The following is a 26,307-nucleotide window of genomic DNA, read 5'->3' as shown; positions in this document are numbered from 1 at the left end:
CCAGTGCCTTGTGGCCGTGGCAATGCGCTATCATGCTATTGCTTATAAGAATTATATTTGTAATACGCAAAGAGGATTACTGTGGAACACATCGGCACCTTCGGGGCCTCCGCCTACCGCATCGGCGAGCTGCAACTGTTTCGCGATGCAGACGAACAGCACATTGCCGCCGCGCTGGCGCGGTGTGCCATTGTTCGTCTCGCCGATGGCAAGCGGCTGCAGGACACTTTCCGCGCGCGCCTGTACATCGTGCTGCGCGGCGCGCTGGCCGAGGCGGCGGCCGACGGCACCATCAGCAAGATTCTACGCGGCGAAAGCGTCGGCGAGCAATCTGTGCTGGACGAAGCGACCAACCTGGCCGACATCACCGCGGTCGACGACACCGAGCTGCTGGTCATCGAAGCGGACCTCGTGTGGCAGCTGATCGACGAGTCGAATGGCGTTGCCCGCAATCTGTTGCGGCTGCTGTCGTTTCGCATCCGCGCCGCCAGCGCGCTGCTGCGGCGGCGCCAGAAGCTCGGCGAATTTTATCGCCAGCTGTCGATGAACGATGGCCTGACCGGCCTCTACAATCGCGCCTGGCTCAACGACATGCTGCCGAAGATGGTGTCGACCGCGCTGCGCGCCGAGGGTCCCTTGTCGCTCGTCATGATCGACCTCGACCACTTCAAGCGCTTCAACGACACCCATGGCCACCTGGCCGGCGATGACGCGTTGCGCGCCGCGGCCGGCGTCATCAATGCCGCGCTGCGCCCGTCCGACTATGCGGTGCGCTACGGCGGCGAAGAGATGCTCGTCATCCTGCCCGACACGAGCGAAAACCTGGCGCGGATGGTGGCCGAGCGGCTATGCCAGCGCTTGCGCAAAGCCGTCATTTTCGACGACATGCGCCTGCCGCTGCCGCAGCTGACGGGCTCCTTCGGCGTGGCCTGCCTCGGCGCCGACATGGACGAGATGCAACTGCTGGCCGCCGCCGATTCCGCGCTGTACCGCGCCAAGGAAGCCGGCCGCGACCGCGTCTCCTTGTAGAAACATAAATTTGTAAATTTGGGGTCAGACCTAGGTCTAAATTTGGGGTCAGACCTAGGTCTGACCCCGATCCGTTGGCCGAAACTTGGCGCCACCGACGCCGCGCCGGCCATTTTTGTGACACCATACGAGCCGCCGCGCGACCGCGCCCACCGACTGACATACATGACGACCTGTAAATTTGGGGTCAGACCTAGGTCTGACCCCGATCCGTTGGCCGAAACTTGGCGCCACCGACGCCGCGCCGGCCGTTTTTGTGACACCATACGAGCCGCCGCGCGACCGCGCCCACCGACTGACATACATGACGACCCATACCTTTCTTTGGCACGACTACGAAACTTTTGGCGCCGTGCCGCGTCGCGACCGACCCGCCCAGTTCGCCGCGATCCGCACCGACGCGAACCTGAACGAAATCGGCGACCCGATCATGCTGTATTGCCAGCCGGCGCCCGATTTTTTGCCCGATCCGCAGTCGTGCCTGATTACCGGCATCACGCCGCAGCAGTGCCTTGAATGGGGCGTGCCCGAGCACCAGTTCGCCAAGACGGTCGAGGCCGCGTTCAGCCAGCCGGGCACGATCGGCGTCGGCTACAACACCATCCGCTTCGACGACGAGATCACCCGCCACTTGTTCTGGCGTAACCTGATCGATCCGTATGCGCGCGAGTGGCAAAACAATTGCGGCCGCTGGGACTTGCTCGACGTCATCCGCATGACGTACGCGCTGCGTCCGGAAGGCATCGAATGGCCGCTGCGCGAGGATGGCAAGCCAAGTTTCCGGCTGGAAGACCTTGCGCGCGCCAACGGCTTGCTGCACGAGGCCGCCCACGATGCGCTGTCGGACGTGCGCGCGACGATCGCGCTGGCGCGCCTGATCCGCGAGCACCAGCCGAAGCTGTTCGATTTCTGCCTAGGGCTGCACAAGAAGGACAAGGTTTCCTCCGAGATGGGGATGCACCTGGAAGCGACCACGCGCCAGCCGTTCCTGCACGTGTCCGGCATGTTCCCGACCGAGCGCGGCTGCCTGGCACTGGTGTGGCCGCTGGCGACCCATCCGACCAACACGAACGAGGTGCTGGTATGGGATTGCAGCCATGATCCGGCAGAGCTGTTCACGCTCGACGCCGACACCATTCGCCTGCGCCTGTTCAGCCGCAGTGCCGACCTGCCGGAAGGGATGACGCGGCTGCCGATCAAGAGCGTGCACGTCAACAAGTCGCCGATGCTTGTCGGTAACCTGAAGACGCTGAATCCTGCAATGGCCCAGCGCTGGGGCATCGACCTCGACCAGGGCCGCGCCTACGCCCAGGCCGCCGCGGCCGGACCCGACATGGCTGCCATCTGGGCCGAAGTCTACCGCCGGCCGGCGGCGCCGGCGGCCGATGTCGACGAGGATTTATATGGCGGCTTCGTCGGCAACAACGATCGCCGCAAGCTCGAGTCGCTGCGCGCCGAGACGCCGGAGAAACTGGCGGCGGTGCGCCCGGCGTTCGACGACGAGCGCCTGACGGAGCTGTTCTTCCGATACCGGGCGCGCAATTTTCCGCACACGCTCACTCCGGCCGAGTCGACGCAGTGGGAGCAGCACCGCGCCGCCCGCCTGTTCGACGGCGACGGTGGCGCCCGCACCATCGAGCAGCTGTTCGGCGAGATCGACGCGCTATCGGAAAACGCCGATGAGCGCGCCGAAGACATCCTCGGCGCGCTGTACGATTATGCGGAGTCGATCGCGCCGAGCCGGCGCTAGCGCTACGCGCCGGCGGAAAAACGCTGCCCAGCTTTTTGTCGAGCCTAGCGGTGCAGGTTGATGGCGTCGCGCGTTTCCAGCGCGACGCGGCGGGCGGCCGCGGCGAAGTCTTCGTCGGCAGCCGGCGTTGCATACAGGATCGCGCGCGACGAGCTGATCATCATGCCGGCGCCGGCGCCGTTCTTGCCGGCTGCGATGGTCGCCTCGATGTCACCGCCCTGGGCGCCAATGCCGGGCACCAATACCGGCATGTCGCCGACAATCGCCCTCACCTGCGCCAGTTCCTCAGGGAACGTGGCGCCCACCACCAGCGCGCACTGGCCGTTGCTGTTCCACTTGTCGGCCACCAGCGCCGCCACGTGCTGGTACAGCGGCTTGCCGTCGACATTGAGAAACTGCAAGTCGGAGCCGCCGGCATTGGAGGTGCGGCACAGGATGATCTGGCCGCGCCCGCTCCACTCCATATACGGTTCGACCGAATCGAAGCCCATGTACGGGCTCAGCGTGACCGCGTCGGCGCCGTAGCGGTCGTACGCTTCGCGCGCATATTGCTTGGCGGTCGCGCCAATGTCGCCGCGCTTGGCGTCCAGAACTAACGGGATGTGCGGATGGTGCTGGCGCAGGTAGGCGCAGATTTCTTCGAGCTGGTCCTCGGCGCCGAGCGCTGCAAAATAGGCGATCTGCGGCTTGAAGGCGCACGCCAGGTCGGCCGTCGCATCGATGATCGCCTTGCAGAACGCGACAATGGCGTCCGGCCGCTGCTGCAAGTGCGCCGGAATGCGCCCCAGGTCGGGGTCGAGCCCGACGCACAGCAGGGAATTGTTGCCGGCCCATGCGGCGGATAGCTTGTTGATGAAATTCACGGCATGACCCTCGTTCATTTTTTTGCAAACGCGGCATTGTACCGCGTCCACCCGGGCCAGCCGGCCCCGGGCGGCGCACTATTGAACAGGCGCAGTCGAATCATTTAGGGTATATTTTTATACATTCGACAACTTGCCTGGAAAAGACATCATGACCAATCACGGATTTGCCCGCTGGACTCGCCTGCTGCTGACACTCTCTTTCATGTCCGCACTGCTTTCGGGCTGCGGCTACAACCAGTTCCAGTCCAAGGACGAAGCGACCAAGGCCGCGTGGAGCGAAGTGGTCAACCAGTACCAGCGCCGCGCCGACCTGATCCCTAACCTGGTCAACGTCGTCAAGGGCTACGCCTCGCACGAAAAAGACACGCTCGAAGCGGTGACCAAGGCGCGCGCCGCCGCCACCAGCATGCAGGTCACGCCCGAGGTGCTCAATGACCCGGCCGCGTTCGCCAAGTTCCAGCAGGTACAAGGTGAACTGTCGAGCGCACTGTCGCGCCTGCTCGTGGTGACCGAGAACTACCCGAATTTGAAAGCCGACGCCAGCTTCCGCGACCTGCAGTCGCAACTCGAAGGCACCGAGAACCGCATCACCGTGGCGCGCCAGCGCTACATCGCGTCGGTGCAGGAATATAACGTGCTCACGCGCAGCTTCCCGAACAACCTGACGGCGATGATCTTCGGCTACAAGGTCAAGCCATCGTTCACGGTGGAAAACGAAAAGGCGATCTCGACCGCGCCGACCGTTAATTTCGGCAAGTAAGATGATGACGAGGTTGCGCTTCCTGTGGGCCGCCGTGCTGGCGCTGTCGCTGCTGTGTGGCGGCGCCGCCCATGCCCAGCTGGCCGCGGTGCCGCCGCTAACCGGCCATGTGACGGACCAGGCCGGCATGCTCGGGCCAGGCGAGCGCGACAAGCTCGAGGCGGTGCTGACCGACTATGAAACCAAGACCGGCAGCCAGATCGCAGTGCTGCTGGTCAATTCGACCGAGCCCGAACAGATTGAGCAGTACAGCATCCGCGTGGCCGATGCCTGGAAGCTCGGGCGCAAAGGCGTCGACGACGGCGTGCTGCTGCTCGTAGCCAAGGACAATCCGGCGGCGCTGCGGCGCCTGCGCATCGAAGCCGGCCGCGGCGTGCAAGGTGTGCTGACCGACGCCCAGTCCAAGCGCATCTTGCAAGATGTGATCGCGCCCCACTTCAAGCAGAACCAGTATTACGACGGCCTGGTCGCCGGCATCGGCGCGATCGCCACCCTGCTCAACCAGGAACAATTTCCCGCCGCGCCAGAACAGCAGCGCCAGCGCCAGGCCCAGTCGGAAGGCGGCAGTTTCCTGATTCCGTTGCTGCTGTTCGGCGCCTTCGTGCTAATGTCGATCTTCCGGCCCCGCCGCTCGCGCCTGTCGCGCGGCGGCTGGGGCGGCGGCGCAACCGGCTTTATCCTCGGCACCGCGCTCGGTAGCCTGAGCCGTGGTGGCGGCGGCGGCGGCGGCGGTTTTGGCGGCGGCGGCTTTTCCGGCGGCGGCGGCAGTTTCGACGGCGGCGGCGCCTCGGGGGATTGGTGATGAGCAGCTTCATCGACCGCATGTCGCGCGCCTTGCGGCACTGGAAAACCAGCGCCGCCGTCGGACGCCGCGCCTTTCCGCAGGAAACGCTGGCTGCCATTGCGGCCGCCATCACCGGCGGCGAGCAGACCCATCGCGGCGAACTGCGCCTGATCGTCGAGGCCTCGATACCGTTCGACGCCATCTGGGACGACGTCACCACGCGCCAGCGCGCCCTGGCACTGTTTGCCGAGCACGGCGTGTGGGATACCGAAGACAACTGCGGCGTGCTGATCTACGTGAACCTGGCCGAACACAAGGTCGAGATCGTGGCGGACCGCAACGTCAATCGCAAGATCGACAGCGCCATATGGCAGGCGGTGTGCCGCGCCATGACCGAAGGCTTCGGGCGCGGCAATTTCCACGACAGCAGCATCGCTGCCGTGGAGCATGTCAACGCCCTGTTGCGCCAGCACTTCCCGACCAACGGCGATCGCGCCAACGAACTGTCGGACCAACCGATCCTCATGTAAGTCGCCTTGCAGGAAATCCGCACATGGGTCGCCGGCTGTAGGTAAAATTCGCTATTACCGAACAGTTTGAAAGCGATCCATGAAGCTAGCCGAAAAAGTTGCGATTGTCACCGGCGCCACCCAGGGCATCGGCCTGGCCTGCGCACAGCGCCTGGTGCGCGAGGGCGCGCGCGTGATGCTGGTCGACATCAGGCCGGAGGGCGAACAGGCCGCCGCCCAGATCGGTGACGCGGCGCGCTTTTTCGCCGCCGATGTCAGCCAGAAAGTGGACGTCGACGCGATGATCGCCGCCACCTTGCAGGCGTTCGGCCGCATCGACATCCTCGTCAACAACGCCGGCGTCACCCACGCCGCCGATTTTCTCGACCTCGATGAAGACGATTTCGACCGCGTGCTGCGGATCAACCTGAAATCGATGTTCCTGTGCGGCCAGGCAGCGGCGCGCGAGATGGTCAAGCAGCAAAGCGGCTGCATCATCAACATGTCCAGCGTCAACTCTGAATTGGCGATTCCGAACCAGGTCCCGTACGTCGTCTCGAAAGGCGGCGTCAACCAGCTGACCCGCGTCATGGCGCTGAGCCTGGCGTCGCACGGCATCCGCGTCAACGGCATCGGCCCTGGCACCATCCTCACCGAGCTGGCCAAGAAAGCCGTGCTGGGCAGCCCCGAGGCGCGTCACACCATCCTGTCGCGCACTCCGCTGGGGCGCTGCGGCGAGCCGGAAGAAGTCGCATCGATCGCCGCCTTCCTTGCCAGCGAGGACGCTTCCTACATGACCGGCCAGACCATCTACGCCGACGGCGGCCGGCTGGCGCTGAACTACACGGTGCCGGTGAAGCCATGACCAAGCGGCCGAAGCAGGACGGCGCCGCGGGTACGGCGCCATCGCCGATGCTGGCGCTCGACAAGCAGTTCTGCTTTGCGCTGTATTCCGCTTCGCATGCGGTCACGCGCACCTACAAGCCGCTGCTCGACGGCCTCGGCCTGACGTACCCGCAATACCTGGTGATGCTGGTGCTATGGGAACAGGATGGCATCCTCGTCAAGGACATCGGCGCCCGCCTGTTTCTCGACTCCGGCACCCTGACCCCGCTGCTCAAACGGCTCGAGGCGAACGGCCTGGTCGATCGCAACCGCGACCAGCACGATGAGCGCCAGGTGCGCATCTCGCTCAGCGCCGCGGGCCGTGCGCTGCGCACCAAGGCGCTGCCGATCCCGGAACAGTTGCTGTGTGCCAGTGGCCAGGAAGCGGCCGCGCTCGGGTGCCTGCGCGCTGAACTGTCGGCGGTGCGCGACGCCTTGTTCAAGTCGATCGACGACAGCGTGTGAGCACCGATGGCAATGCCTATGGCGCTGATAGCGATAAATAGATTGCACACAATTTAATTGCTCTATACCATAGCTTCATTGGCAGTCGCATCTGCCTTCCCCCATACTCCAGGAGTCATCCATGCAAGTTCTTTACACCGCACAAGCTACCGCCACCGGAGGCCGAGACGGCCGCGCCACTTCCAGCGACACGGTGCTCGACGTGGCGCTGTCGACCCCGAAGCAACTCGGCGGTGCGGGCGGCGAAGGCACCAATCCTGAGCAGTTGTTTGCGGCCGGTTACGCGGCGTGCTTCCTGTCGGCGATGAAGCTCGTCGGCGGTTCCCTGAAGACCCCGCTGCCGGCGACGGCCAGTGTTGGCGCCCAGGTCGGCATCGGCCCGAACGGCGCCGGCGGTTTCGGCCTGGCAGTGACGTTGACGGTGTCCACTCCTGGCATAGACCAAGCTGCGGCCGAAGCGGTCGTTGCCAAGGCGCACGAGGTTTGCCCCTACTCGAACGCGACGCGCGGCAATGTCGAAGTCACTATCGCGGTGAATCCACAGTAGTTATAGCTATTTTATATGTCAGATATCTAAATTTACAATTGGACATATATGTGGCACTGCAGCATACTCTGCCTTGTCTCCACTATTCTCCTCCAAGAAAATAGTCTTCAGCCCGCTTTCACCAGCGGGCTTTTTTTTGTCCGGCGCCGGCTGCGACAAAATTCAGCCCAGTTGGTTCGCCAGCAAAGCGATGCACGTTTGATCATTGTCATGCCCGCGTCACACGCGCTCCCTATACTTAATTCACCTGCATACACGCAACCGATATGCGTGATCGCAGCCAGGCGTGTCTTCCTCTAACGGCGGCACGCCACTCCGGTTTCCCCTCTCTTGGCCCGATCTTGGGTTTGCCCGCCTTAGCCGGTGGGCATTTTTTTTTCGAGCAACCCGCTTTGAGACACATCAGCTAGATAGCAGGATTAACAGCTTGAACCTGGCGCAGCATCTACTATGATGAAGTTCCTCCGACTGGTTTATCTATCAACACCTGGAAGTAAAGGGAGTCTATCGAATGAGCTTTCTCGCCTATGAAACAACATCGAACCACGCGAGTGAATCCATTCCGGTTCACAGCCGGCGCCAGCCACGCGATGAAGATCGCCTGATCCTGACTGAACTCGATCCGCGCGCCGCCATCGATCATCTCGACGACGACGATACGCCCATCAACCTGACCACCTGCGGCAGCATTCGCGAATCCTGCCCAAAGTGCGCCCAAACCCACCTGAAATTGGTGCTGCGCCAACGTAGCGTGCGGTCCGCCCACCTGTTCTGCGCCAGCTGCCACGGCTGTTTTGACGCCCATTATCCCAACGGCGCCAGTGCGTTGACAATCTGATTACCGAGCCGGCGGCAACAAGCCGTCCGCCCCGCCAGGGCGTTCGCGGCGACATGCTATCCTTGTCGCTTTCGCCCCGGTTGCCGTGATGCACGCCCTCGTTTCCCTGCTCGTACTTGACCCGAAGCTGCGCAAACTGCGCTATCTGTGCGCGCTGCTGATCTATGCGGCAATCCTGGTGATGGGCTCGATTCCCGGCGCCCGTGCCGAAATCGGCCAGTACGCCACCGGCGTGGTGTTGCACTCGCTGGCTTATGCCGGCCTGACGTTCCTTGTGTTTGCCGGCAGCGAAGGCAGCATGCGCAGGCGCGCGCTGAAAGCGCTGCTGACGATTGCACTGATGGGCGCCGGCGACGAACTGCTGCAAAGCATGTTTCCTTATCGGGGCGCCTCGATCGGTGACTGGCTGGTCGATTGCAGCGCCGCAACCGTCACCTCCGCCCTGCTGTGGGCCGTCCTGCCCAACACGCCAAGCACGCGCTAAACATTAACAGCCAGAAACTAACTGCTCGACAGTTTGATCTGCCTCACGCGGCCTCCGCTCAGCCGGAACATCGCGCCGATTCGCCCCTCTTACTCCAGTGGCACGCGGCATCGTCACGCACACACATCGAAAACACCAACAATCGAGGAGTTGAATATGAAGCGTACACAAAGCGTGATCCTGGGCCTGCTGGCGCTATCGCTGGCGGCGTGCAGCTATCTCCCCTGGAGAAACACCAGCGGCACCAGCCCGGCCGCAAGTCCAAGCGCCGGAACGCCTCCGGCCGCCAGTACCGGTGATGCCGGCGCTGGCAACACGACTGCCAGGAGCACTACCGGCGCAGGGGCAGGAAGCGTTCAGAACTAGAAATCGCGGCGGTGCGTCCGAGGACTTGCAACATGTCGATCAGACTTCGGCCGCAACACGGTGGCAGCAACCAGAACGAGACAAGCTTCGTTTGATTTGCGTCAGGTGCTGCCCGGTGCCGCCGAACGTACGCGCGGTTCGCCCCTCTTACCCTCGTGGCAAGCGGCACGTCACGCACACACCCACTGTAAGACATCAAATATAAGGAGTTGATCATGAATCGAAAACAACAGAGCGCGGTACTGGCGGGCATGCTGGCACTGGCGCTGGCAGGCTGCGGCACGATGCGCGGAAAGATGTCGGACGATGGCTCAGGCGCCACGGGTAGCGGCACCAGCAGCGGTGGCGGCGGCAGCAGCAGCATCGGCAGCGGCACCAGCGGCAGCGGCAGTGGCAGCAGCATGGGCAGCGGTAGCAGCACTGGGAGTGGCGGCACCAGCGGCTCGGGCACCACCACCGGCACTGGCACCACTGGTTCGACCAGCACCATGGGAACCGAAGGTGGCGCAGGCGGCATGGCGGGCACCGCCAGCGGCAGTGCGGCTGGCCAGTCGCAACAAACTCCGCCGACCGGCTCGTCTTCTGCCGGCACGATGGCGCCCAACGCCATGGTGATGGCAATTGAAGCGGTGCCCAAAAGCGGTACGGGCGCGGTTGGCAGCAGCGGCGGCACCGGCTCCACCGGCTCATCGTCGATGGGCGAGGACAGAATGTACCGCGTCACGCTGCGCATGGACGATGGCACGACCCTGGTCGTGACCCAGGCAACTCCTCCAACCTACCGCATGGGCGACCGGGTCAATATGACCGACGGCGCGATCTCCCACTGACGCGAGCGGCTACGGCATCCGCTTCCCAGCAGCGGCATGCGGGCCGGCGTCGCGCGGGTCACGCATGCAGGGGAAGCGGGTCCGCGGTCAAGCAGATCAACGGTCCATTCTGGTTTTGGCGATGAAGTCGCGTACTTGTTTGCCGATTGCGCGATGCGCCCACTAACCGCCGTCACGTGCCGTGCGCAAGGGACCGGCTTGCAAGCACTCGCCACGCAGATGATGGCGAGTGAGCAGTCGCAATGCAGATGATGTTCGTGAGCAGTCCCGGCGCAGATCATGGCTTGTAAACAGTCGCGAAAGCAGATTAATTTTTGGGAGCAGTCGAGACGGTGAGCACGTGCGACACAGATGACGGTTTATAAGCAGTCACGACGCAGATGATGGAGTCGACTGCCGCGGCGCACCACCCGAGCCGCGGGCAGGCGCGCACCCAGGCCCCTGCCCTAAAAGGGAGATCGGGTGAGGCGCGGAAGTTGATCCCCGCATCACCCGAGTTTCGCGCAACAGGCAAAGCTGTCATGCACGCTAGCGCAACACGGGTCATCTCCTCGCATGAAGTACCGCTAGTTGTGACCGGCGCGAGCCGAACAGCCCTGCCCAAGAGACCGGCCAGAACTTGACGCATGCCGGCAATTTGATCGCCGGCCTCGGTCGAAGCCGCTGCACATCAGTCTGAACCGACCGTCTTCGCCCTGTCCGCGCGTTGCGCCAGTACGGTCTCGGCAGCTTTCTTGCCGGCCAAGAATGCGTGGTCCGAGTTGTAATATTCCCACTCGCTGTAACGTCCCGCCAGGATGATGTCGTAGCGGGCCAGCCAGGCCTTCACCAGTTCCACATTGGCGGCGCGCGCGTGGTCGTAGACAACATACGCGTACGGCATGTCGACCATGTTGGCGGTGATGATCTTGTCGTCCGGCCGCAGCATCGTCACGTCGATGCAATCCTGGATGCAGCGCTCGATCAGTTCCTGGCCATCGACCGGCAGCGACTTCCACGGCGAATACGAAATCTCGCACGTCAAGCCGAAGCCGCCTGGCGGGTTGCAATGCGGGCTGGCATTCCCCTGCACGAAAATGCGGTGGAATATCGTCTCTTCCGGATAGTAGATCCAGTGCTTGTCGGTCAGCTTCTCGCGCGCCACGCCGAGATTGACACAGCGCACCGACAAATGGCGCAGGCCCCGTGCGGCGGCGCGCACCTCTTCCGGCACTTCGGCGCCGGCCAGTTTGACCAGTTCGGGCAACGGCATGGTGCTGACCAGATGTTCGTAACGGTAGCGGCTGCCATCGGCCATCACCAGCACATGTTCGCGCGGCAGCAATTGCGCCGCCTCCGCGCCCAATTCGAGCTTGCCCATAATGTGCGGCAGGAACCCTTCCATCAGCGCCTGAAAGCCTCCGCGCAGCGGGTAGCCGAAACGCGCGTTCGGGCCCATCGGCTTGGCCACTGGCTCAAGCGCGCCTTCGATGATCTGTTCGAGGTCGGGCAGCGGCACCCGACCGCCCAGCCACGACGTTTCCATCTCTGTCAGCGGCAGCGTCCACAGCTTGCGGTTGTATGGAATGGCAAAGTGTTTGGCGATGCCCTTCCCCCATACCTTGTAAATGAATTCCTCGAAGTTCTGGGTGTCGCGTTTGCGCGGCGCGATGGCGGTCGTATTGGCAACACCGGCGGTGCCGTCGGCGCAGCAATCGTCGATCGGCTTGACGGGCGCTGCCGTGCCTGCAGAGGCGCTGCCGACCGATTCGAGCGCCCCGAAACGCGCTTCGACGGCGCCAACGATGCATTCGCTGATCACCTTCGGCGGCAAGCCGTACAAGGCACCCTGGAACGGGTAGCGCGTGTACACCTGCTTGCTGTAAATCCACGCTTCACGGTCCTGCCAGTGCACGTTATCGCCCAGTAAACGCTGATACAGCTTGAGGACATACTGGTCGTTCGAGAACATGATGTGGCCGGCGTAGTCGAACGTAAAGCCGTGGTCGTCGATCGAACGGCACCAGCCGCCGACATTGGCGTTCTTGTCGAGCAATACGGCGCCTTCGCGCAAGTGGTAGGCCGCCGACAGCCCGGTCGGCCCGGCGCCGACGATAACGGTGCGCACGTTCTGCGCGCCACCCTGGGAACGCAAGGGATTGACTTTCGGCGATGCGGCGGCGGCCGTGGCGGCGGCGCCGTTTGCGCCGCGCGCCGCGAAGCGCGCCGGCGCCTGACGCGGCGCCGTGCTGATCAACAATTCACGCATGGCGTCGGCCGTCACCTCCCACGACGTGCTGGCAACGATGGCGCGCATGGATGCCCGCTGCGCTTCGAGCTGTTCCGGCGTCATCGCCAGCGCGGCCTCGCAGGCGGCGATGAATTCGGCGGCGCCGGCGGCGATCGCGACGACGTGGCCATATGGCTCGACGACGTCGGCAATCGGCGTGCTCACGCTCGGCAATTCAGCGGCCATGTATTCCAGCACCTTGGTCGGGCTGATGAAACGGGTCGCCTCGTTCAGTGCAAACGGCAGCAGGCAGACGTCCCAGCCGGCCAGCATTTGCGGCAGCGCCTGGTACGGCTGCTGGCCCAGGTAATGGATGTTGGGCCGGCTCGGCAGGCTGGCGAGATCGACCTTGAGCACCGGGCCGACCAGTACGATCTGCCACTCCGGGTGCGCATCGGCCAGCGCCGCCGTCAGTGCGGCGTCGAAACGTTCATCGATGACGCCATAGAAGCCAAGCCGCGGATGGGGGATATGTCGCTGCGCCGGATGGCTCGCCGCGCGCGCCAGAGCCTGGCCGAAATGGGCGCCGTCGACACTGCTCGGAAAGCAGTGGGCGTTGGCATGGCGCTCGCGCTTGGCCTCGTACAGGCTGGGGCCGCCGGCGAACACCAGGTCGGCCAGGTTCAGCAGCGCGCTTTCGCGCTGCAGCACTTGCTTCGGCGGATTCTTGAACGCCGCCAGTTCATCCATGCAGTCATACACCACCAGGCTCGCCTGCAGTTGTTGCAGCAGCGGCAGCGCCATCGGTGTGTAAAACCAGGCGATCGGTTGCTCGCCTGGCGGTACCAGGTCCGCCAGCAGCGGCTGCAGCAGCGGAATCTGATCGTCGTGGAAGCCGCCGGCCAGGATCGGCGTATGGGCGCGGCAGACCGTCACATTCGGGGCCGGACTGGTCTGTTCCATGAAGGGCGCGGCGTCATCGAACACCGGCTCCTCGACGTACAAGATGCGGTAATGTTGCGCCAGCCGCGTCAGTAACTGTTGCGGCCGCTGGTAGACGAAGTCCCAGCGCAGGTGACAAAAGACGACGATCGTTTTCATGCTTGCTCCTTTTCGCCCCTTGCGGGCGTCGCGTGATCTGAAGAATGACTTGCTGCAAGGGACCTGGGGCCAGCGGCCGCCGCCGGGCGGCTCAGGCACCACCGGGTCCCGGCCCCTCCCCTGTGTGTAAATATTTGACGCCGCGGGTGGCCGCGTAAATCTGGTCGAGCGGCACCTTCGGCGTGCGGTCGGCGCACAGCAAGCCGTTCGCTTCCTGGAACGTGTCGGCAAACTGGGTGTAGCAAAAACCGCTGAACATGAAGGTGTTGTTGACGGCAAATAGCAGGTCGCGGTACAGATCGAGGAAGGTCTCCGCCGTGTGCGCGCGCGAATAGCCCCACGTGGCCGTGCCGCTAATTTGCGGATCGAACGCAATGCCGCCGAATTCGGTCAGCACGATCGGCTGGCCGCGGTGCGGAAAGCCATCCAGGGTCAGGATGCGTCCGCCTGGCCGGCGCTGATCGAACAAGGTGCGCACCGGGTCGCTGACGGCATAGCGGGCGGCCAGCCGGTCCGGATCGCAGTCGTAGTCGTGGATGCCGAGAATGTCGGTCGCCGACGCCTCCCAGCCGTCATTGCCGATCACCGGTCGGGTGGCGTCGAGCGTGCGCGTCAGGTGGTACAGCGCCTCGACCGCGTTGCGGTGGGCCTGCGTCAACGTCAGGTTTGGCACGCCCCACGATTCGTTGAACGGCACCCAGACAATGACGCAGGGGTGGCTGAAGTCGCGCTCGAGCGCCTCGGTCCATTCCTTGACGATGCGGCTGATCGCCTTCGGGCTGAAGCGGTACGGCGACGGCATTTCCTCCCATACCAGCAGGCCCAGCTTGTCGGCCCAGTACAGGTAGCGCGGATCCTCGATCTTCTGGTGCTTGCGCACGCCGTTAAAACCCATCGCCTTGGCCAGCTCGACGTCGCGGCGCAGTGCCGCGTCCGACGGCGCCGTCATCAGGCTATCCGGCCAGTAACCCTGGTCGAGCACCAGGCGCAACGGATAGGCGCGGCCGTTGAGCATGAAGCGGTCGCGGTTGATCGCCACCGAACGCATCGCCGTGTACGACGTCACGCGGTCGAGCACTTGATCGTCGTGGTACAGGGTGACCTCGGCTTCGAGCAAGGTCGGCCGTTCAGGGCTCCACAGCAGCTCGTTGCGCGAATCGTCGATGCCAGGGTCCGACAGCGCAATCTTGCGGTTCGCTTCGTGGCCGAGCAGCTTGTAGTGGTCGTCCGCCAGCAACTCGCCGCCATGCCAGATCTTCACTTCGACAAACAGGTCTTCTTCGATTTCACCGATGGCAAACACTTCGCAGCCAATCTCGTAGGTTTCAAAAATCGGCGTCCAGCGCAGCACGTTGATGTAGGTCGAGGCTACCTGTTCGAGCCAGACCGGCTGCCAGATGCCGGTGGTGCGCGGATACCAGATCGAGTGCGGCTCGAGCAGCCAGTCCTGCTTGCCGCGCGGCTTGGCCAGGTCGTGCGGATCGTCCTCGACCATCACGGTAACGACCTGCGCGCCGTTGCTGTTCATGACCGCGGTGATGTCGGCGTGGATCGGCGTGTGGCCGCCTTCATGTTCGGCCACCAGGTGATCGTTGACCCACACCCGGGCGCTGTAGTCGATCGCGCCGAAGTGCAGGATTGTGCGTCCGCTGCCGGGCTGCAACGTGAACTGGCGCTGGTACCAGCAGACCGTATGAAAGCCGGTGTCGCCGATGCCGCTGGCCTTCGTTTCCGGCGCGAACGGCACCACGATCTCGTGGGTCCAGCCGTCGACGCAGTTCGGCATCTGGCAGCGGCGCTCGTCGTCGTACATGAAGCGCCATGGCCCGTTCAGGCTGATCCAATGGTCGCGCACCAGCTGGGGCCGCGGATATTCGAATTGATTCATTGTGAAGGCTCCAGTTGCGCCGGCAGCGGGATCAGGATGCGGCCCTGCCTGCCTGCGGAGTTGTACAGCGCCAGCGCCGCTTGCGCCGCCGCCGCCGCGTGGCCTTCGCGCCCGAGCGCGACGCAGGCGCCGCCAAAGCCGGCGCCGGTCAGGCGCGCGCCGTAGACGTCCGGCATCGCGCGCAGCGCCGCGGCCAGTTCGTCGAGCGCGTCGATCGACACTTCGTAGTCGTCGCGCAAGCTGGCGTGCGAGGCGTCCATCAGCTGGCCGAAGCGCGGCGCCGACACGCCGGCGGCCGCCTCGAGCACGCGCAGGTTTTCGCGTACGACATGGCGCGCACGCTGCCGCAACGGCGCCGGCAAGGTGTCGACCCGGGCCGGATCGGCGACGTCGCGCAAGGCCGCCACGCCGAGCAGGTGCGCCGCCTGCTCGCACTCGGCGCGCCGCTCGTTGTACCGGCTCGCCGCCAGCGTGCGCGGCACGCCCGAGTCGATGACGATCAGCGCGCTGCCTGGCGGTAGCGGCTGCAGCCGGTGCGCCAGGGTGCGGGCGTCGATGAACAGCATGTGGCGCTGGTCGGCCAGGCTGGACGCCATCTGGTCCATGATGCCGCAGTTCACTTCGGCATACTCGATCTCGGCGCGCTGGGCAATGCGCGCCAGCGCGACGTCGTCGAGCTCGAACGCGAACAGGCTGCGCAAGGCCCGCAACGTCGCCACTTCCAGCGCGGCGCTGCTCGACAGGCCGGCGCCGACCGGCAGGTCGGTGCTGACATACACGCGCAGCGGCGGCACCACCACGCCGCTAGCCTCCACCAACCGGATGCAGCCGTCGATATAGCGGGCGAAGCCGGCCGGCGGATGGTCGTCGCCGGCGTACGCGACGCCCTCGTCCAGCGTGGCCGAATACACATGGAACAGCCGGTCCTCGCTGATGCTCATCGCCACTTCAGTCTGTTGCGGCGTTGCCACCGGCAGCATGAAGCCGTCGTTATAGTCGGTGTGCTCGCCGAGCAGGTTGACTCGCCCCGGCGCCGACGCGTGCACGTCGGGCGGGCCGCCGAAAAACGTCGCCAGGGTCAGCACGCCGCTTCCAGCCACAGCGGGCGGCTGCGCCCCTGCACCAGCGCCGCCGGCCAGGCCGGATCGAGCGTCAGGTTTTCCGGCCCGTGCTGGCCAATCAGGAACGTGTCTTCCAGCCTGATGCATTGCAAGCCGGGGTTGAACGCCACGGCCATGCCCGCCTCCAGCTGCAGCGCACTGCTGGCGGTGGCGACGACTTCGAGCGCCTGGTAGCCGGCGACGCCGCCCTGCGGCGCAGCGCCCAGCGCCTCGTCGTGGCCGGCATGCCGGTAGGCCTGCAGCAGCGCGTGATAGACCGCCGCCAGCGAGTTGCCGGGCGCGCAGGTGGCTAGCGCCGTCGCCTCCACCGTCATCAGTTCGGCCTGCGCAACGGGCGCCGCGCCAAATGTGAAGAAGCGGGTCAGGTTGGCGTGCAGACCGTGGCGCCGGGCGCTGAACGACAGCATCGCCCGTTCGCCGAGCGGTTCGGCCGACGCCGTCGGATGCCGGTAGCGCGCCAGCCGGCGTGCGCCGGCCGCCATCACCAGCGCCGGATCGATGCCACGCCGCCAGAGGGCACGCGCGCCTTCGCCGGCCAGCCCATACTCGGTCCAGCCGGGCCGGGCGGCGCGCATCGCTTCGCTCATCGCCAGCGCGGCGTCGGCGCCAAGCGCGCGGTAGCGCGGCTGCTCGCCGGGCTAGAGCCGCAGCCGCTGCTGGCGGGCAAACTGCGGCAGCGGCTGTTCTCCAGCGGCCGGAAGGTCGCTGACTACCGGCGCCCGTTCCGCCGCGCCCGCCACGAACTGATCGCGCCAGTCGGTGTCCGACCACGGCGTGACGTGGAATGAAAAGCCGGGCGGCACCTCTTCGGTGCCCAGCCGCTCGGCCTCGACTTCGTCGGTCAGGATGCAGGCGTCGCCGGCGGTCACCAGCACTTCGGCTACGCCCGTCGCGCCCGCCAGCGCCAAGGCGCCGCTGCCGCCGGCGGTGATCCAGGCGAACCAGTCGACGCCGCGCAGCCGCAACGCAGCGGCGCCGCTGTCGTCGAGCCAGCCTCGCGCCAGCGCCAGCTTGGTGGCCACCTCGGCCGCGCGGTGATCGGGAGCGCCACTCATGCCGCGTCCTTCAGCGCCTGCAGTTCCGGCGCGATCGGCTGAGAACCGAACAGTGTTAGCAAGCGGCCATCTGGCGTCGTCGTTTCGAGAATGTGCATAGGCATGTCGTAGCGTGATGACCGAATCCGACGTGGCGAGGAGAACAATCCTAGCATGCGGCTTTTCGCCGTTGTTCCTGCCGTCAGCGCGGTCCTTTCCATCGAACAAAGCCATGTAACCATTGGTGCCCCATCGATTTGCGCACTGCCTTGCGCGCACCGACGGAGAGCGGCGATGACGGTAACCGCCATTCAAAAATCGTGTTGGCAAGTTGTAGGTCCACACCTACAAAACAAAACGGGATTGTTACGGTCCGATCGAGGCGGACGCGCAGCCATCCAGCGCGCCGACACGCCGCCGGATAGTGTTGTATTGTCGTGCTCATAACCAAACGACTGGCATGGAGCATCACGGCATGAGCGACAAGACCATCAAACGGCTACACCCCGCGTTGCGCGACGATATCGGCGACCTGCTGACCCAGCGTCCGTTGCCCACCCCCCACCTGGCCCAGCTCGACCCCTTCCTGTTTCTGAACCACCACGGCCCGCAGGTCTATGCGCGCGACAACCATGGGCTGCCGTTCGGCCCGCACCCGCACCGCGGTTTCGAGACCGTCACCTTTATCGTCGAGGGCATGCTCACCCACAAGGACAGCGCCGGTCACGAAAGCATCATCCGCGAAGGCGGCGTGCAATGGATGACGGCGGGAAGCGGCATCGTGCACGCCGAGGTGTCGCCGCCCGAATTCCTGCAGGACGGCGGCCCGCTCGAAATACTGCAGCTGTGGGTCAACCTGCCGGGCAGCTTGAAGATGACGGCGCCCGCGTACACCGGCTTGCAGCGCGGCGACATCCCGGCCATCGGGTCGGCCGACGGCCGCGTCACGCTGAACCTGGTGGCAGGCCAGTGGCAGGGCCGCAGCGGCGCGGTCAATCCGCTCACCGGCGTTTTCATGAGCACCATCGAGCTGCAGGCCGGCGGCAGCCTGCGCGTGCCGGACTTGCGTGGGCGCACCGTGTTGCTGTACGTGGTGAGCGGCGCCATCCATGTCGGCGGCGACCTCGCCTCCGCCTTCCACCTCGTCGAGATCAACGACGAGGGCGACTCGCTTGAAATGTCGAGCGAGGCGGGAGCCCTGGTGCTGTTCGGCCATGCTGAACCGCTGCGCGAGCCGGTCGTCTCGCATGGTCCGTTCGTCATGAACACGCGCGAGCAGATCGCCGAAGCGATCAATGACTATCAGGCCGGAAAATTTGGCGGCACGCTGTAACTGGCGACGTGCATGCGCGGGCCCGGGATACGGAAAATCCGGCCAGCGCCCGCCACCTGCATCAATGGTACGGCATGAACCATGTTCAGCTTTTGGGGATCGGACACGGGTAAGCATTGCGCGGATCCCTCATGTCGCTGAAAAAACTACTTTGCATTGAACTGGGCGGATCGAGCCCGCCGCAGCCGCCCGCCGCCTTCGCGGCAGAGTGGGATGTGCGCACCGTCAGCAGCGGGCGGGAAGCGGCGCGGGCGCTGCGCGCGCGCGCGCGTCTGGTCGGCGTGGTGCTCGACCTGCCGGGTCCGGAAGGCGCGGAAGTGGCAGCACGCTTTTTCCGCGACTACTGGCACATCGAATGGGTCGGCGTGCTGGCCCCGCGCTCGCTCGAAGCGGCCGCCTGCCGCGCCCTGGTGGCGGCCTACCTGGCCGCCTTCCACACCCGCCCCGTCGATCCCTTGCGCCTGTTCCATTCGCTCGGCCATCTGCACGGTCTTGCCTTGCTGCGCGCGCCGCCGGCGTCGACTGCCGCCGCGCCGGAATTGGCGGCGCTGACCGGCGACAGCGCCGCCATCGCGCTCCTGCGCGCCCAGATCGTCAAGTTGGCCCAGTCCGACGCCGCGGTGCTCATCTGGGGCGAAAGCGGCAGCGGCAAGGAACTGACGGCGCAGGCGGTGCACACGCAATCGGCCCGGGCCGCCGGCCCGTTCGTGCCGATCAACTGCGGCGCCATCCCGCCCGCGCTGATCCAGTCAGAACTGTTCGGCCACGCACGCGGCGCCTTCACTGGCGCGGCCAAGCACAAGGCGGCCTGATCGAGTCGGCAGGCGGCGGCACGGTGTTCCTCGACGAGATCGCCGACTTGCCGAAAGACCTGCAGTCGAACCTGCTGCGCTTTCTGCAGGAAAAGACGATCTACCGCGTCGGCTCAACCCGCTCGATCGATGTCGATGTGCGCATCATTGCCGCGTCGCACGTCAACCTGCAGCAGGCGGTGGAAGACGGCCTGTTCCGCGAAGACCTGTATTACCGCCTCAACGTGCTGCCGATCGACGTGCCGCCACTGCGTGAGCGCAAGGCCGATCTCGACATGCTGGCGCAGCACTTCTTTCGCACCTTTGCGACCGAAAAGGCGCCGCGCCTGAAAGGGTTCGGTCCCGACGCGCTGCGCGCCATCGACGAACACCACTGGCCCGGCAATGAGCGCGAGCCGATCAACCGCACCCGGCGCGCGATGGTGCTGGTTGAGGGCCGCGTGATCGGTCCCCACGACCTCGGGCTGGCGCCGCGCCGCGCGCCGGCCGCCGGCGCCGGCCTCGACGCGTCGCGCATCGCCGCGGAGCGTGCCGCCATCGGCGCCAGCCTCGAGCGCGCCAGGCGCAACATCACCCACGCCGCGCGCGACCTGGGCGTCTCGCGCATGACGCTGTATCGCTTGCTGGCCAAGCACGGCATCCCGCCCTGAACCCAACTGTATCGGCAAAGGATCGGGCGCTGCCCTGACTGGCATTGCCGTGCTTGTCGCTGTCACGTCGCTGCGACATGCTGCGCCGCTGCTGAATTGACGGGGAAAAGCGGCGTGGCGGCCGCGCTGTTGGAGCGTCGCTGCAGCCCTATTGCATCGCCGCCGTCGAAGAAACGGTACGGTAGCACCGCCGCGATTGCCGCCACGCCTGGCCGCGCCGGGTTTCCCGCTTTGTTTTCAACGGCCTGACGCCGCGGCTCAGCGCTGGCACCTTCTTTGCAGTAGTACTGATGCCTGACCAGACGCCGGGCAAATCGACTCACTTCTTTTGTACTGATGTTCTCACCAAAGGGGCTACTCATGAAACGTACTATCTTGGCGGCGACGATCGCGCTCGCTTTCAGCGCAACTGCCAGCGCAAATCCAACCAACAACGCCACCGGCGCCAGGGCCGATGGCCTGATCGGTCAAGTGGCGGTGGCAACCAATGAGCAAAGCGGGGACGGACCGAAGGCAAACGAGTACTCGCAAGCGATACAGGACAACAGCACCGAAACGCTGACGCTGACCGGCACCGACAGCAGCACCAGCACCGAGACGAACACCAACACCGAGACCATCAACCGCGGCCAACCATGGCGGCACCGCGACGGCCACCTTCACCAGTTCGTTTAACACCTCGACAGCGGCGGCTACCAGCATCCTCAGCGGCGAAGTCAGCGGCAACCAGACCAGCAATGTCGGCAACGTCGCAGCGAACTCCGGCAGCAGCCGGGGCAGGGACGGTGGCCACGGGTACGGCGGACGTGGCATGGGCGGCGCGGCGCACGGCAAAGGCGGCGACGGCGGCTCGGCCAAAGACGCCGACGGCGGCCGCGGCGGTGCAAGCGGCGACGCACTCAACCTCGGCTATGCCAGCAACGGCGACGCCGCTGGCGGTGCCAGCGCCGCCGGCGGCAGCACTGGCAGCGGCGGTGAAGGCGGCGCTGCCAACGCCTACGGCGGCAGTGGCGCGGCCAATATCGCCGGCGCCGGCGGCTTCAGTGAGTCGACAAAGGAGAAAACATGCATTCCGTATCCACCAGTTGCACCCTGCTGCTGGCCGCCGTGCTGGCGGCGCAGGCGCCGGCGCGCAGTGCCGAACCTGCCAAGCCGGCGCCACAACCGGCCAGCCCGTTCGGCGTCGCCGCCGCCGATGAATTGCTCGATCGCACACGTGGCGGCAGCAACAACACCGACATCGATATGCGGCTTAGCGGCAGTGTCAGCGGCAACACCGCCAACAACGTCAACACCGGCGCCAACATCATCACCAACGGCTCATTCGCCAACATGGCCGGCATACCGATCGTGGTGCAGAACACCGGCGCTAACGTGCTGATTCAAAACGCCACGATCATCAACTTGCGGATGAACTAGCCATGGCGATCGACCGACTAGTGGCCATCGCCATGCTGCTGGGCGCCGCCCAGAATGCCCGCGCGCTGGACGTGCCGGCCATCGGCGGCAGCCAGTTCAGCGTGCCGGTCGCCAGCATGAAGAGCATCAAATGTCAGACTACCTTGCGCCAGCAATACGATTTCAGCTTCGGCTCGGCCGCGGTGGCGACTTTGCTCACCCATCACTACGGCGAGCCCGTCAGCGAGCGCGTCGTATTCGAACAGATGTATGCGCGCGGCGACCAGCGCAAGATCCGCAAGGAAGGCTTTTCAATGCTCGACATCAAGCGCTTCCTCGCAGAACGGGGCTTTCAGGCCGATGGCTTCAAGCTGCCGCTGCAAAAGCTGATCGACGCCAAGCTGCCGGCCATCGTGCTCGTTGCCGAAAGGGCTATCACCATTTCGTCGTCATCAAGGGCGCGGCGCAGGGGCGCGTGCTGGTTGGCGACCCGGCGAGCGGTACCCGCGCGCTGACCCGCAGCGCGTTCGAAAATATCTGGACCGGCAAGCTGATGTTCGTCATCCACGGCACTGCCGCCACGCCCGCCGTCAATCGCGTGGCCGACTGGCGCGCCGCGCCGATGGCGCAGCTCAACACCGGCATCAGCCGTGATGGGGTCAGCGGCGTCACCATGCCCAAGCTTGGACCCGGTGACTACTAACAGGAGAAACTCATGCAAGGCAACAACGAATTTACTTCACGTCAGCTTCTGGCTGGCACTGGCCGGGTTCGCCGCGCCCGCACTGGCCGCGCCGGCTGACTGGACGCCGGTCGACGCAGAGCAGCTCGAGCTCATGCGCGGCGGCTTCGGCAACGCCGCGGGACTGACCGGCGCGCTCGGGATCGAACGGCTGGTGTCGATCAACGACGAGATAGTCGCGCGCACCCGTATCAATATTGCCGACCTGCAGCACCTGAGTGCGGAGCAGGCCCGACAAACCGATGATGCCCTGTCCTCCGTCAAGCTGATCCAGAACGGCCATGACAACATCTACGAAGCGGGCGCCGCCGCGCGGGTGGCAGGCGGCGTCGTCATCCAGAACACGCTGAACGACCAGCTGATCCGCAGCGAGACAGTCATCAGCTCAACTGTCAACAGCGCCAGCTTGTTGAAGAACCTCAACTTCCAGGGAACGCTGAGCGATGCGCTGAGCCGCGCCGCCGGCGCCCGCTGACGTCATGCCGACGCAGACATTCGATCGGAGGAAACATGCAGCAGTTTGTCGTTTCAAGTTGGCGCACTGCCGGGCTATCGGCCATGCTGCTGATACCGGTGGCGCACGCTACCGAGCCGCCGGCGCAGGATGACCTGGCCACCCAACTGAAGGTCTTGAAGGAGCAACTGGCGTCCCAGCGCCAGCTGCTCGAACAACTGTCGCGCCAGGTCCAAGCGCAGCGGGCAGTGGCGGTCACTGATGGCGTCGCAGCCACCAGCGCCGAGCAACTCGACGCGCAGCGCGGCGCCGGCAACGTCGAGCCACAGGAAGCTGCGGATGCGCACGTTGACCCTGATGCATCTGATTTACCCGTTGTGCCCGTTGCTCGCGCTCTGCAGGATCTGCCGACGCGCCAGGCAAGCGCAGCCGTTCCGCCGCGCCGCGCCGTGGGCCGCCCCCCCACGCCGCGACGGCCGCCCGCCGGCGGTGGCGCCGCTGTTCGAGCAGCCCGGTGTGCTGACGCCGCACGGCAAGCTCGTGCTCGAGCCATCGTTGCAGTTCAGCTATTCGTCGAGCAACCGCGTTGCGCTGGTCGGCTACACCGTCATCCCCGCCCTGCTCATCGGCCTGGTCGACGTACGCGAAGTCAAGCACAACACGGTCACTGCGGCGCTCGCCGCGCGGTTCGGACTGAGCAACCGGCTCGAGGCTGAGATCAGAGCGCCGTATGTACCGATCCGACACCGCGGTCAGCCGCGAGCTGTTCACCGGCACCGCCGTCGAGCGCGTCTTCGACACCAGCGGGTGCAAGGCCGGCGACGCCGAACTGGCGCTGCGCTATCAGCTCAACGATGGCGGCGCCGACGCGGCGTATTTCATCGGCGGCCTGCGCTTCAAGTCACGCACCGGGCGCGATCCGTTCAGCGTCGTCACGGACTGCACCAGGCGCTGCATCAGCGAGAACGTCACCGGCAGCGGCCTGCCGCTGCAACTGCCCACCGGCTCCGGTTTCTATTCCGTGCAGCCTAGCCTGACCTGGTTAATTCCGTCCGACCCTGCCGTGTTTTTCGGCAGCATCAGCTACATGCACAACTTCAAGCGCACGGACATCAGCCGGCTGGTGCTCGGCGGCGAACGCGAATTCCTCGGCGTGATCGGTTTTAATTTCGGCATGGGTCTCGCGCTCAACGACAAGGCCTCGTTCAGCCTCGGCTACGACCACAGCTCGATTGCCCGCACCAGGCAGGGCGGCGTGCCGGTGCCAGGTTCGGTGCGCACCCAGCTCGGCACCTTGCTGCTGGGCTACTCGTATCGGCGCAGCGAGAAGCATACCCTCAACATCGCGGTCGGCGCCGGCCTGACGCGCGATACGCCGGACGTGTCGCTGACGGTGCGCATTCCGACCAGCTTCTGAACAGCTTCCGACCAGCCCGCCATCGCCTTGTTGGGCGCGCGCGGGTTTTCGATTACAGTGGGGGATCGTCATCGTTACAAGCGAGAACTTCATGCAGCTGGTCCCCCTGGTCGAAACCACCCGCGGCTATCCGTCTACCGGTTACTTCGCCGAAAACGTCCACCTCGGCTCGGTTGCGGTGGTCGACACAACCGGCAAGCTGTTGTGGTCGGCGGGCGACCCTGACTTCATGACGTTTACCCGCTCCGCGCTAAAGCCGTTCCAGGCATTGCCGTTCCTGCTCGCCGACGGCCCTGCCCGCTTCGCGCTGACGCCCGCCGAACTGGCGCTGCTGTGCGCCAGCCACTCCGGCGAGCCGAAACACACTGCCACGGTAGCGTCAATTCTGGGCAAGATCGGCCTCGACCACAGTCATCTCGAGTGCGGCTGCCACGCGCCGCTGTACTACGACAGCGTCAACCTGCCGGTGCCGGGCGGCCAGCAATGGACATCGCTGCATCACAACTGCTCCGGCAAGCACAGTGGTTTTCTGGCGTGGTGTCGCTTGCATGACCAGCCAACGGCGCAGTATGTCGATCCTGGCCATCCGTTGCAGCAGGCGATCCGGGCAACCCTGGCCGAGACGGTCCAGCTCGATGCCGCCGCGATGCCGAGCGGTCTTGATGGCTGTTCGGCCCCAAACTACGCCTTGCCGCTGAGCCGCCTGGCGCATTTGTATGCGCGCCTGGCGCAAGGCCGGTCCGACCGGCGCATGGGTGCACCAATGGGCGACTTGTTCGACGCCATGACCGGCCATCCCGACCTGGTGTCGGGGACGGCGCGCTGCGACGTCGCCTACATGCAGGCCGGCGGCGGCGACTGGGTCAGCAAGGTTGGCGCCGATGCGGTGCAAACGATCGGCATCCGCTCCGCCGGACTCGGCATCGCCATCAAGATCGCCGACGGCGCTACCCGCAGCCTGCAAGTGGCAACCTTCAGCGTGCTCGACCAGCTGGGATTGCTCGACACGCGCCGGCGCGCGCTGCTCGATCCCTACCGACAGCCGGAATTAACCAACGTGCGCGGCGCCACGGTGGGCCAGATCCGCGCCGTTTTCACGCTGCGCCGTGCCTGAAGCGGGCCGCTCAGCGTATCAGCTGGGTCAGCATCTTCGCCAGCGGCGCGATCACTTCGTCGTCTTGCCAGTAGGTTGAATGCGACATCGGGTTCTAGCTCTTGACGATAAAGTTGATGACGCCACCGCCGGCATTGATCGCACGGTCTTCGACCAGCAGCCGATAGCCTTCCGATAACGGCTGCAGCGGCCAGCCCAGCACGTCGTCCGGGTCGTACAGGTTGAGCCACTTGAAGCTGGGGCGCGGCGCGGCGATTGGAATGATCGTCATCTCCTTGTGCGCGGCGACAAAAATGGGAATGTTGCACCCGGTGGTAATCCAGCCGAGCGCCGTGTCGCAGGCCAGAAACGCTTTCTCGGATTCGGTCAGCGCGCGTCCCTGCAAGGTACGCGACCAGTGATCGATATCCTTCCACACGCCGGCCGCGACCGGCACGCCGCTACGCGCCTTCTGCGCATCATAAATATAGCTGGACAACACCTGGCAGCCGAGTGAATGCGACAACAGCACCACTGGCGTGTCAGGTCCGCTGGCGACGTATGCGTCGAGCAACGTCTTGGCAATTTCGATCTGCGCCAATTCATAGACCGAGCCGCTGTCCTCTTTGCGGTTTTCCAGTCCAGCAGCGTCGCCGAAACCGAACAGCAAGAATTTGCGCAGCTGGTCATAGCGGACCTTGCTGTTGCCGGTGATCCGGCGCCATACTTCCTGCTCGTTCGGCTTCAGGATTTCCTGGTAGTACACGCTGCGCATGTCGACTTGCCGGTCGAAGCTCGCACCGATGCGGGCGCGCAAGCGCTTCGCGAGGTCCGCCGCATAATCGCGCGGCGTCTCGCCCATGCCGTGCACCGTAATCAGCGCGACGTCTGCCATTGATCGCCTTCCAATATGTCCAGGTTCGCCGACGTGCACCTAGGCCG

At 65.1% G+C, this 26,307-nt stretch carries 26 protein-coding genes and 3 pseudogenes; 20 read left to right on the top strand and 9 right to left on the bottom strand.

The features are described from left to right. Positions 1-81: 81 nt before the first annotated feature. Both ACP7DD_RS17180 and sbcB read left to right on the top strand, forming a co-directional pair. Positions 82-1,029, top strand: coding sequence for a diguanylate cyclase (locus ACP7DD_RS17180; protein WP_426176012.1), 948 nt, complete (start codon positions 82-84; stop codon positions 1,027-1,029). 304 nt (positions 1,030-1,333) lie between these two features. Beyond that, positions 1,334-2,779, top strand: a complete 1,446-nt coding sequence (sbcB, locus tag ACP7DD_RS17175; protein ID WP_426176011.1) for an exodeoxyribonuclease I — start codon at positions 1,334-1,336, stop codon at positions 2,777-2,779. Positions 2,780-2,823: 44 nt separating this feature from the next. Here the strand turns inward: sbcB and pyrF are convergent, their stop codons facing one another. Beyond that, positions 2,824-3,642: an orotidine-5'-phosphate decarboxylase gene (gene pyrF / locus ACP7DD_RS17170; protein ID WP_426176010.1), complete on the bottom strand. Its 819-nt coding sequence runs from the start codon at positions 3,640-3,642 to the stop codon at positions 2,824-2,826. A gap of 205 nt (positions 3,643-3,847) precedes the next feature. Here pyrF and ACP7DD_RS17165 point away from each other — a divergent pair, with 205 nt between their 5' ends. The 9 genes from ACP7DD_RS17165 to ACP7DD_RS17125 all read left to right on the top strand — a co-directional run bounded on the left by ACP7DD_RS17165 (position 3,848) and on the right by ACP7DD_RS17125 (position 10,113). After that, positions 3,848-4,405 (top strand): LemA family protein, encoded by a 558-nt coding sequence (locus ACP7DD_RS17165; RefSeq protein ID WP_426176047.1) that lies wholly within the window; start codon positions 3,848-3,850, stop codon positions 4,403-4,405. A gap of 4 nt (positions 4,406-4,409) precedes the next feature. Then, entirely contained in the window at positions 4,410-5,207 is a 798-nt protein-coding gene (locus tag ACP7DD_RS17160; RefSeq protein WP_426176046.1) for a TPM domain-containing protein, read from the top strand. Further along, a complete protein-coding gene (locus ACP7DD_RS17155) occupies positions 5,207-5,719 on the top strand; it encodes a TPM domain-containing protein (protein WP_426176009.1) in 513 nt (170 codons plus the stop codon). Before ACP7DD_RS17160 ends, ACP7DD_RS17155 begins: the two co-directional genes overlap by 1 nt. Before the next feature lie 79 nt (positions 5,720-5,798). Beyond that, on the top strand, positions 5,799-6,563 hold the full coding sequence (locus ACP7DD_RS17150; protein ID WP_426176008.1) for an SDR family NAD(P)-dependent oxidoreductase: 765 nt from the start codon (positions 5,799-5,801) through the stop codon (positions 6,561-6,563). Continuing rightward, complete coding sequence (locus ACP7DD_RS17145) at positions 6,560-7,048, top strand: MarR family winged helix-turn-helix transcriptional regulator (protein ID WP_426176007.1); 489 nt, start codon at positions 6,560-6,562, stop codon at positions 7,046-7,048. Before ACP7DD_RS17150 ends, ACP7DD_RS17145 begins: the two co-directional genes overlap by 4 nt. A gap of 121 nt (positions 7,049-7,169) precedes the next feature. Beyond that, positions 7,170-7,595 (top strand): organic hydroperoxide resistance protein, encoded by a 426-nt coding sequence (locus tag ACP7DD_RS17140; protein ID WP_426176006.1) that lies wholly within the window; start codon positions 7,170-7,172, stop codon positions 7,593-7,595. A 511-nt stretch (positions 7,596-8,106) separates the two neighbouring features. Beyond that, on the top strand, positions 8,107-8,433 hold the full coding sequence (locus tag ACP7DD_RS17135) for a hypothetical protein (protein WP_426176005.1): 327 nt from the start codon (positions 8,107-8,109) through the stop codon (positions 8,431-8,433). 88 nt (positions 8,434-8,521) lie between these two features. Then, the gene (locus tag ACP7DD_RS17130) at positions 8,522-8,917 is read left to right on the top strand and encodes a VanZ family protein (protein ID WP_426176004.1); all 396 of its coding nucleotides are present in this window, start codon (positions 8,522-8,524) and stop codon (positions 8,915-8,917) included. Positions 8,918-9,498: 581 nt separating this feature from the next. Continuing rightward, positions 9,499-10,113, top strand: a complete 615-nt coding sequence (locus tag ACP7DD_RS17125; RefSeq protein ID WP_426176003.1) for a hypothetical protein — start codon at positions 9,499-9,501, stop codon at positions 10,111-10,113. A gap of 670 nt (positions 10,114-10,783) precedes the next feature. Here ACP7DD_RS17125 and ACP7DD_RS17120 read toward each other — a convergent pair. The 5 genes and pseudogenes from ACP7DD_RS17120 to ACP7DD_RS17100 all read right to left on the bottom strand — a co-directional run bounded on the left by ACP7DD_RS17120 (position 10,784) and on the right by ACP7DD_RS17100 (position 17,487). Continuing rightward, positions 10,784-13,423, bottom strand: coding sequence for an NAD(P)-binding protein (locus ACP7DD_RS17120; RefSeq protein WP_426176002.1), 2,640 nt, complete (start codon positions 13,421-13,423; stop codon positions 10,784-10,786). 91 nt (positions 13,424-13,514) lie between these two features. Continuing rightward, positions 13,515-15,311 (bottom strand): glycoside hydrolase family 2 protein, encoded by a 1,797-nt coding sequence (locus ACP7DD_RS17115; protein ID WP_426176001.1) that lies wholly within the window; start codon positions 15,309-15,311, stop codon positions 13,515-13,517. Beyond that, positions 15,308-16,396, bottom strand: coding sequence for a galactokinase (galK, locus tag ACP7DD_RS17110; RefSeq protein ID WP_426176000.1), 1,089 nt, complete (start codon positions 16,394-16,396; stop codon positions 15,308-15,310). The genes ACP7DD_RS17115 and galK overlap by 4 nt, the downstream gene beginning before the upstream one ends. Then, positions 16,390-17,031, bottom strand: a pseudogene (locus tag ACP7DD_RS17105) (M24 family metallopeptidase); the annotation flags it as partial. The gene galK and the pseudogene ACP7DD_RS17105, both read right to left, overlap by 7 nt. Before the next feature lie 39 nt (positions 17,032-17,070). Next, positions 17,071-17,487, bottom strand: a complete 417-nt coding sequence (locus ACP7DD_RS17100) for a hypothetical protein (RefSeq protein ID WP_426175999.1) — start codon at positions 17,485-17,487, stop codon at positions 17,071-17,073. A 454-nt stretch (positions 17,488-17,941) separates the two neighbouring features. Between ACP7DD_RS17100 and ACP7DD_RS17095 the strand changes: the two genes are divergently transcribed. The 3 genes and pseudogenes from ACP7DD_RS17095 (at position 17,942) to ACP7DD_RS17085 (ending at position 20,261) form a co-directional block, all read left to right on the top strand. Further along, positions 17,942-18,799 carry a pirin family protein gene (locus ACP7DD_RS17095; RefSeq protein WP_426175998.1) on the top strand — a complete coding sequence of 286 codons (858 nt, stop codon included), beginning with the start codon at positions 17,942-17,944 and terminating at the stop codon, positions 18,797-18,799. A 131-nt stretch (positions 18,800-18,930) separates the two neighbouring features. After that, positions 18,931-19,938, top strand: a pseudogene (locus tag ACP7DD_RS17090) (sigma 54-interacting transcriptional regulator); the annotation flags it as partial. Between the two features lie 92 nt (positions 19,939-20,030). Next, positions 20,031-20,261: a helix-turn-helix domain-containing protein gene (locus tag ACP7DD_RS17085; protein ID WP_426176045.1), complete on the top strand. Its 231-nt coding sequence runs from the start codon at positions 20,031-20,033 to the stop codon at positions 20,259-20,261. Between the two features lie 62 nt (positions 20,262-20,323). Here ACP7DD_RS17085 and ACP7DD_RS17080 read toward each other — a convergent pair whose 3' ends face one another. Beyond that, the gene (locus ACP7DD_RS17080) at positions 20,324-20,623 is read right to left on the bottom strand and encodes a hypothetical protein (RefSeq protein ID WP_426175997.1); all 300 of its coding nucleotides are present in this window, start codon (positions 20,621-20,623) and stop codon (positions 20,324-20,326) included. Here ACP7DD_RS17080 and ACP7DD_RS17075 point away from each other — a divergent pair. From ACP7DD_RS17075 to ACP7DD_RS17060, 4 genes and pseudogenes are all read left to right on the top strand, one after another. Next, positions 20,622-20,936 (top strand): hypothetical protein, encoded by a 315-nt coding sequence (locus ACP7DD_RS17075; RefSeq protein ID WP_426175996.1) that lies wholly within the window; start codon positions 20,622-20,624, stop codon positions 20,934-20,936. The genes ACP7DD_RS17080 and ACP7DD_RS17075 overlap by 2 nt on opposite strands. Before the next feature lie 390 nt (positions 20,937-21,326). Next, positions 21,327-21,680 carry a hypothetical protein gene (locus ACP7DD_RS17070; RefSeq protein WP_426175995.1) on the top strand — a complete coding sequence of 118 codons (354 nt, stop codon included), beginning with the start codon at positions 21,327-21,329 and terminating at the stop codon, positions 21,678-21,680. Positions 21,681-21,682: 2 nt separating this feature from the next. After that, positions 21,683-22,362 (top strand): annotated as a pseudogene (locus tag ACP7DD_RS17065) (C39 family peptidase). Then, complete coding sequence (locus ACP7DD_RS17060) at positions 22,352-22,876, top strand: hypothetical protein (protein ID WP_426176044.1); 525 nt, start codon at positions 22,352-22,354, stop codon at positions 22,874-22,876. Before ACP7DD_RS17065 ends, ACP7DD_RS17060 begins: the two are co-directional and overlap by 11 nt. A 74-nt stretch (positions 22,877-22,950) precedes the next feature. Here ACP7DD_RS17060 and ACP7DD_RS17055 read toward each other — a convergent pair whose 3' ends face one another. Next, positions 22,951-23,202 carry a hypothetical protein gene (locus tag ACP7DD_RS17055; RefSeq protein ID WP_426175994.1) on the bottom strand — a complete coding sequence of 84 codons (252 nt, stop codon included), beginning with the start codon at positions 23,200-23,202 and terminating at the stop codon, positions 22,951-22,953. Between the two features lie 383 nt (positions 23,203-23,585). Here ACP7DD_RS17055 and ACP7DD_RS17050 point away from each other — a divergent pair, with 383 nt between their 5' ends. Continuing rightward, on the top strand, positions 23,586-24,272 hold the full coding sequence (locus tag ACP7DD_RS17050) for a hypothetical protein (protein ID WP_426175993.1): 687 nt from the start codon (positions 23,586-23,588) through the stop codon (positions 24,270-24,272). A gap of 91 nt (positions 24,273-24,363) precedes the next feature. Next, positions 24,364-25,386, top strand: coding sequence for an asparaginase (locus ACP7DD_RS17045; protein WP_426175992.1), 1,023 nt, complete (start codon positions 24,364-24,366; stop codon positions 25,384-25,386). A gap of 94 nt (positions 25,387-25,480) precedes the next feature. Here the strand turns inward: ACP7DD_RS17045 and ACP7DD_RS17040 are convergent, their stop codons facing one another. Next, entirely contained in the window at positions 25,481-26,260 is a 780-nt protein-coding gene (locus ACP7DD_RS17040) for a hypothetical protein (protein WP_426175991.1), read from the bottom strand. Positions 26,261-26,307: the final 47 nt, after the last annotated feature.

The organism is Massilia sp. TWR1-2-2, from assembly GCF_049897565.1.
Taxonomy (GTDB): Bacteria; Pseudomonadota; Gammaproteobacteria; order Burkholderiales; family Burkholderiaceae_D; genus JAFCUW01.
Note: the sequence above shows the minus strand (reverse complement) of the source record. Positions and strands in the feature narration are given on the sequence as shown.

Coding starts and splice junctions, on each gene's coding strand:
- ACP7DD_RS17120 (WP_426176002.1), bottom strand. CDS start 13,423: ATGAAAACGATCGTCGTCTTTTGTCACCTGCGCTGGGACTTCGTCTAC.
- ACP7DD_RS17165 (WP_426176047.1), top strand. CDS start 3,848: ATGTCCGCACTGCTTTCGGGCTGCGGCTACAACCAGTTCCAGTCCAAG.
- ACP7DD_RS17100 (WP_426175999.1), bottom strand. CDS start 17,487: ATGAGTGGCGCTCCCGATCACCGCGCGGCCGAGGTGGCCACCAAGCTG.
- ACP7DD_RS17140 (WP_426176006.1), top strand. CDS start 7,170: ATGCAAGTTCTTTACACCGCACAAGCTACCGCCACCGGAGGCCGAGAC.
- ACP7DD_RS17045 (WP_426175992.1), top strand. CDS start 24,364: ATGCAGCTGGTCCCCCTGGTCGAAACCACCCGCGGCTATCCGTCTACC.
- ACP7DD_RS17085 (WP_426176045.1), top strand. CDS start 20,031: ATGGTGCTGGTTGAGGGCCGCGTGATCGGTCCCCACGACCTCGGGCTG.
- ACP7DD_RS17050 (WP_426175993.1), top strand. CDS start 23,586: ATGTACCGATCCGACACCGCGGTCAGCCGCGAGCTGTTCACCGGCACC.
- ACP7DD_RS17125 (WP_426176003.1), top strand. CDS start 9,499: ATGAATCGAAAACAACAGAGCGCGGTACTGGCGGGCATGCTGGCACTG.
- ACP7DD_RS17115 (WP_426176001.1), bottom strand. CDS start 15,311: ATGAATCAATTCGAATATCCGCGGCCCCAGCTGGTGCGCGACCATTGG.
- ACP7DD_RS17150 (WP_426176008.1), top strand. CDS start 5,799: ATGAAGCTAGCCGAAAAAGTTGCGATTGTCACCGGCGCCACCCAGGGC.
- ACP7DD_RS17040 (WP_426175991.1), bottom strand. CDS start 26,260: ATGGCAGACGTCGCGCTGATTACGGTGCACGGCATGGGCGAGACGCCG.
- ACP7DD_RS17095 (WP_426175998.1), top strand. CDS start 17,942: ATGAGCGACAAGACCATCAAACGGCTACACCCCGCGTTGCGCGACGAT.
- sbcB (WP_426176011.1), top strand. CDS start 1,334: ATGACGACCCATACCTTTCTTTGGCACGACTACGAAACTTTTGGCGCC.
- ACP7DD_RS17080 (WP_426175997.1), bottom strand. CDS start 20,623: ATGAGTAGCCCCTTTGGTGAGAACATCAGTACAAAAGAAGTGAGTCGA.
- ACP7DD_RS17070 (WP_426175995.1), top strand. CDS start 21,327: ATGCATTCCGTATCCACCAGTTGCACCCTGCTGCTGGCCGCCGTGCTG.
- ACP7DD_RS17145 (WP_426176007.1), top strand. CDS start 6,560: ATGACCAAGCGGCCGAAGCAGGACGGCGCCGCGGGTACGGCGCCATCG.
- ACP7DD_RS17160 (WP_426176046.1), top strand. CDS start 4,410: ATGACGAGGTTGCGCTTCCTGTGGGCCGCCGTGCTGGCGCTGTCGCTG.
- ACP7DD_RS17075 (WP_426175996.1), top strand. CDS start 20,622: ATGAAACGTACTATCTTGGCGGCGACGATCGCGCTCGCTTTCAGCGCA.
- ACP7DD_RS17155 (WP_426176009.1), top strand. CDS start 5,207: ATGAGCAGCTTCATCGACCGCATGTCGCGCGCCTTGCGGCACTGGAAA.
- ACP7DD_RS17130 (WP_426176004.1), top strand. CDS start 8,522: ATGCACGCCCTCGTTTCCCTGCTCGTACTTGACCCGAAGCTGCGCAAA.
- ACP7DD_RS17135 (WP_426176005.1), top strand. CDS start 8,107: ATGAGCTTTCTCGCCTATGAAACAACATCGAACCACGCGAGTGAATCC.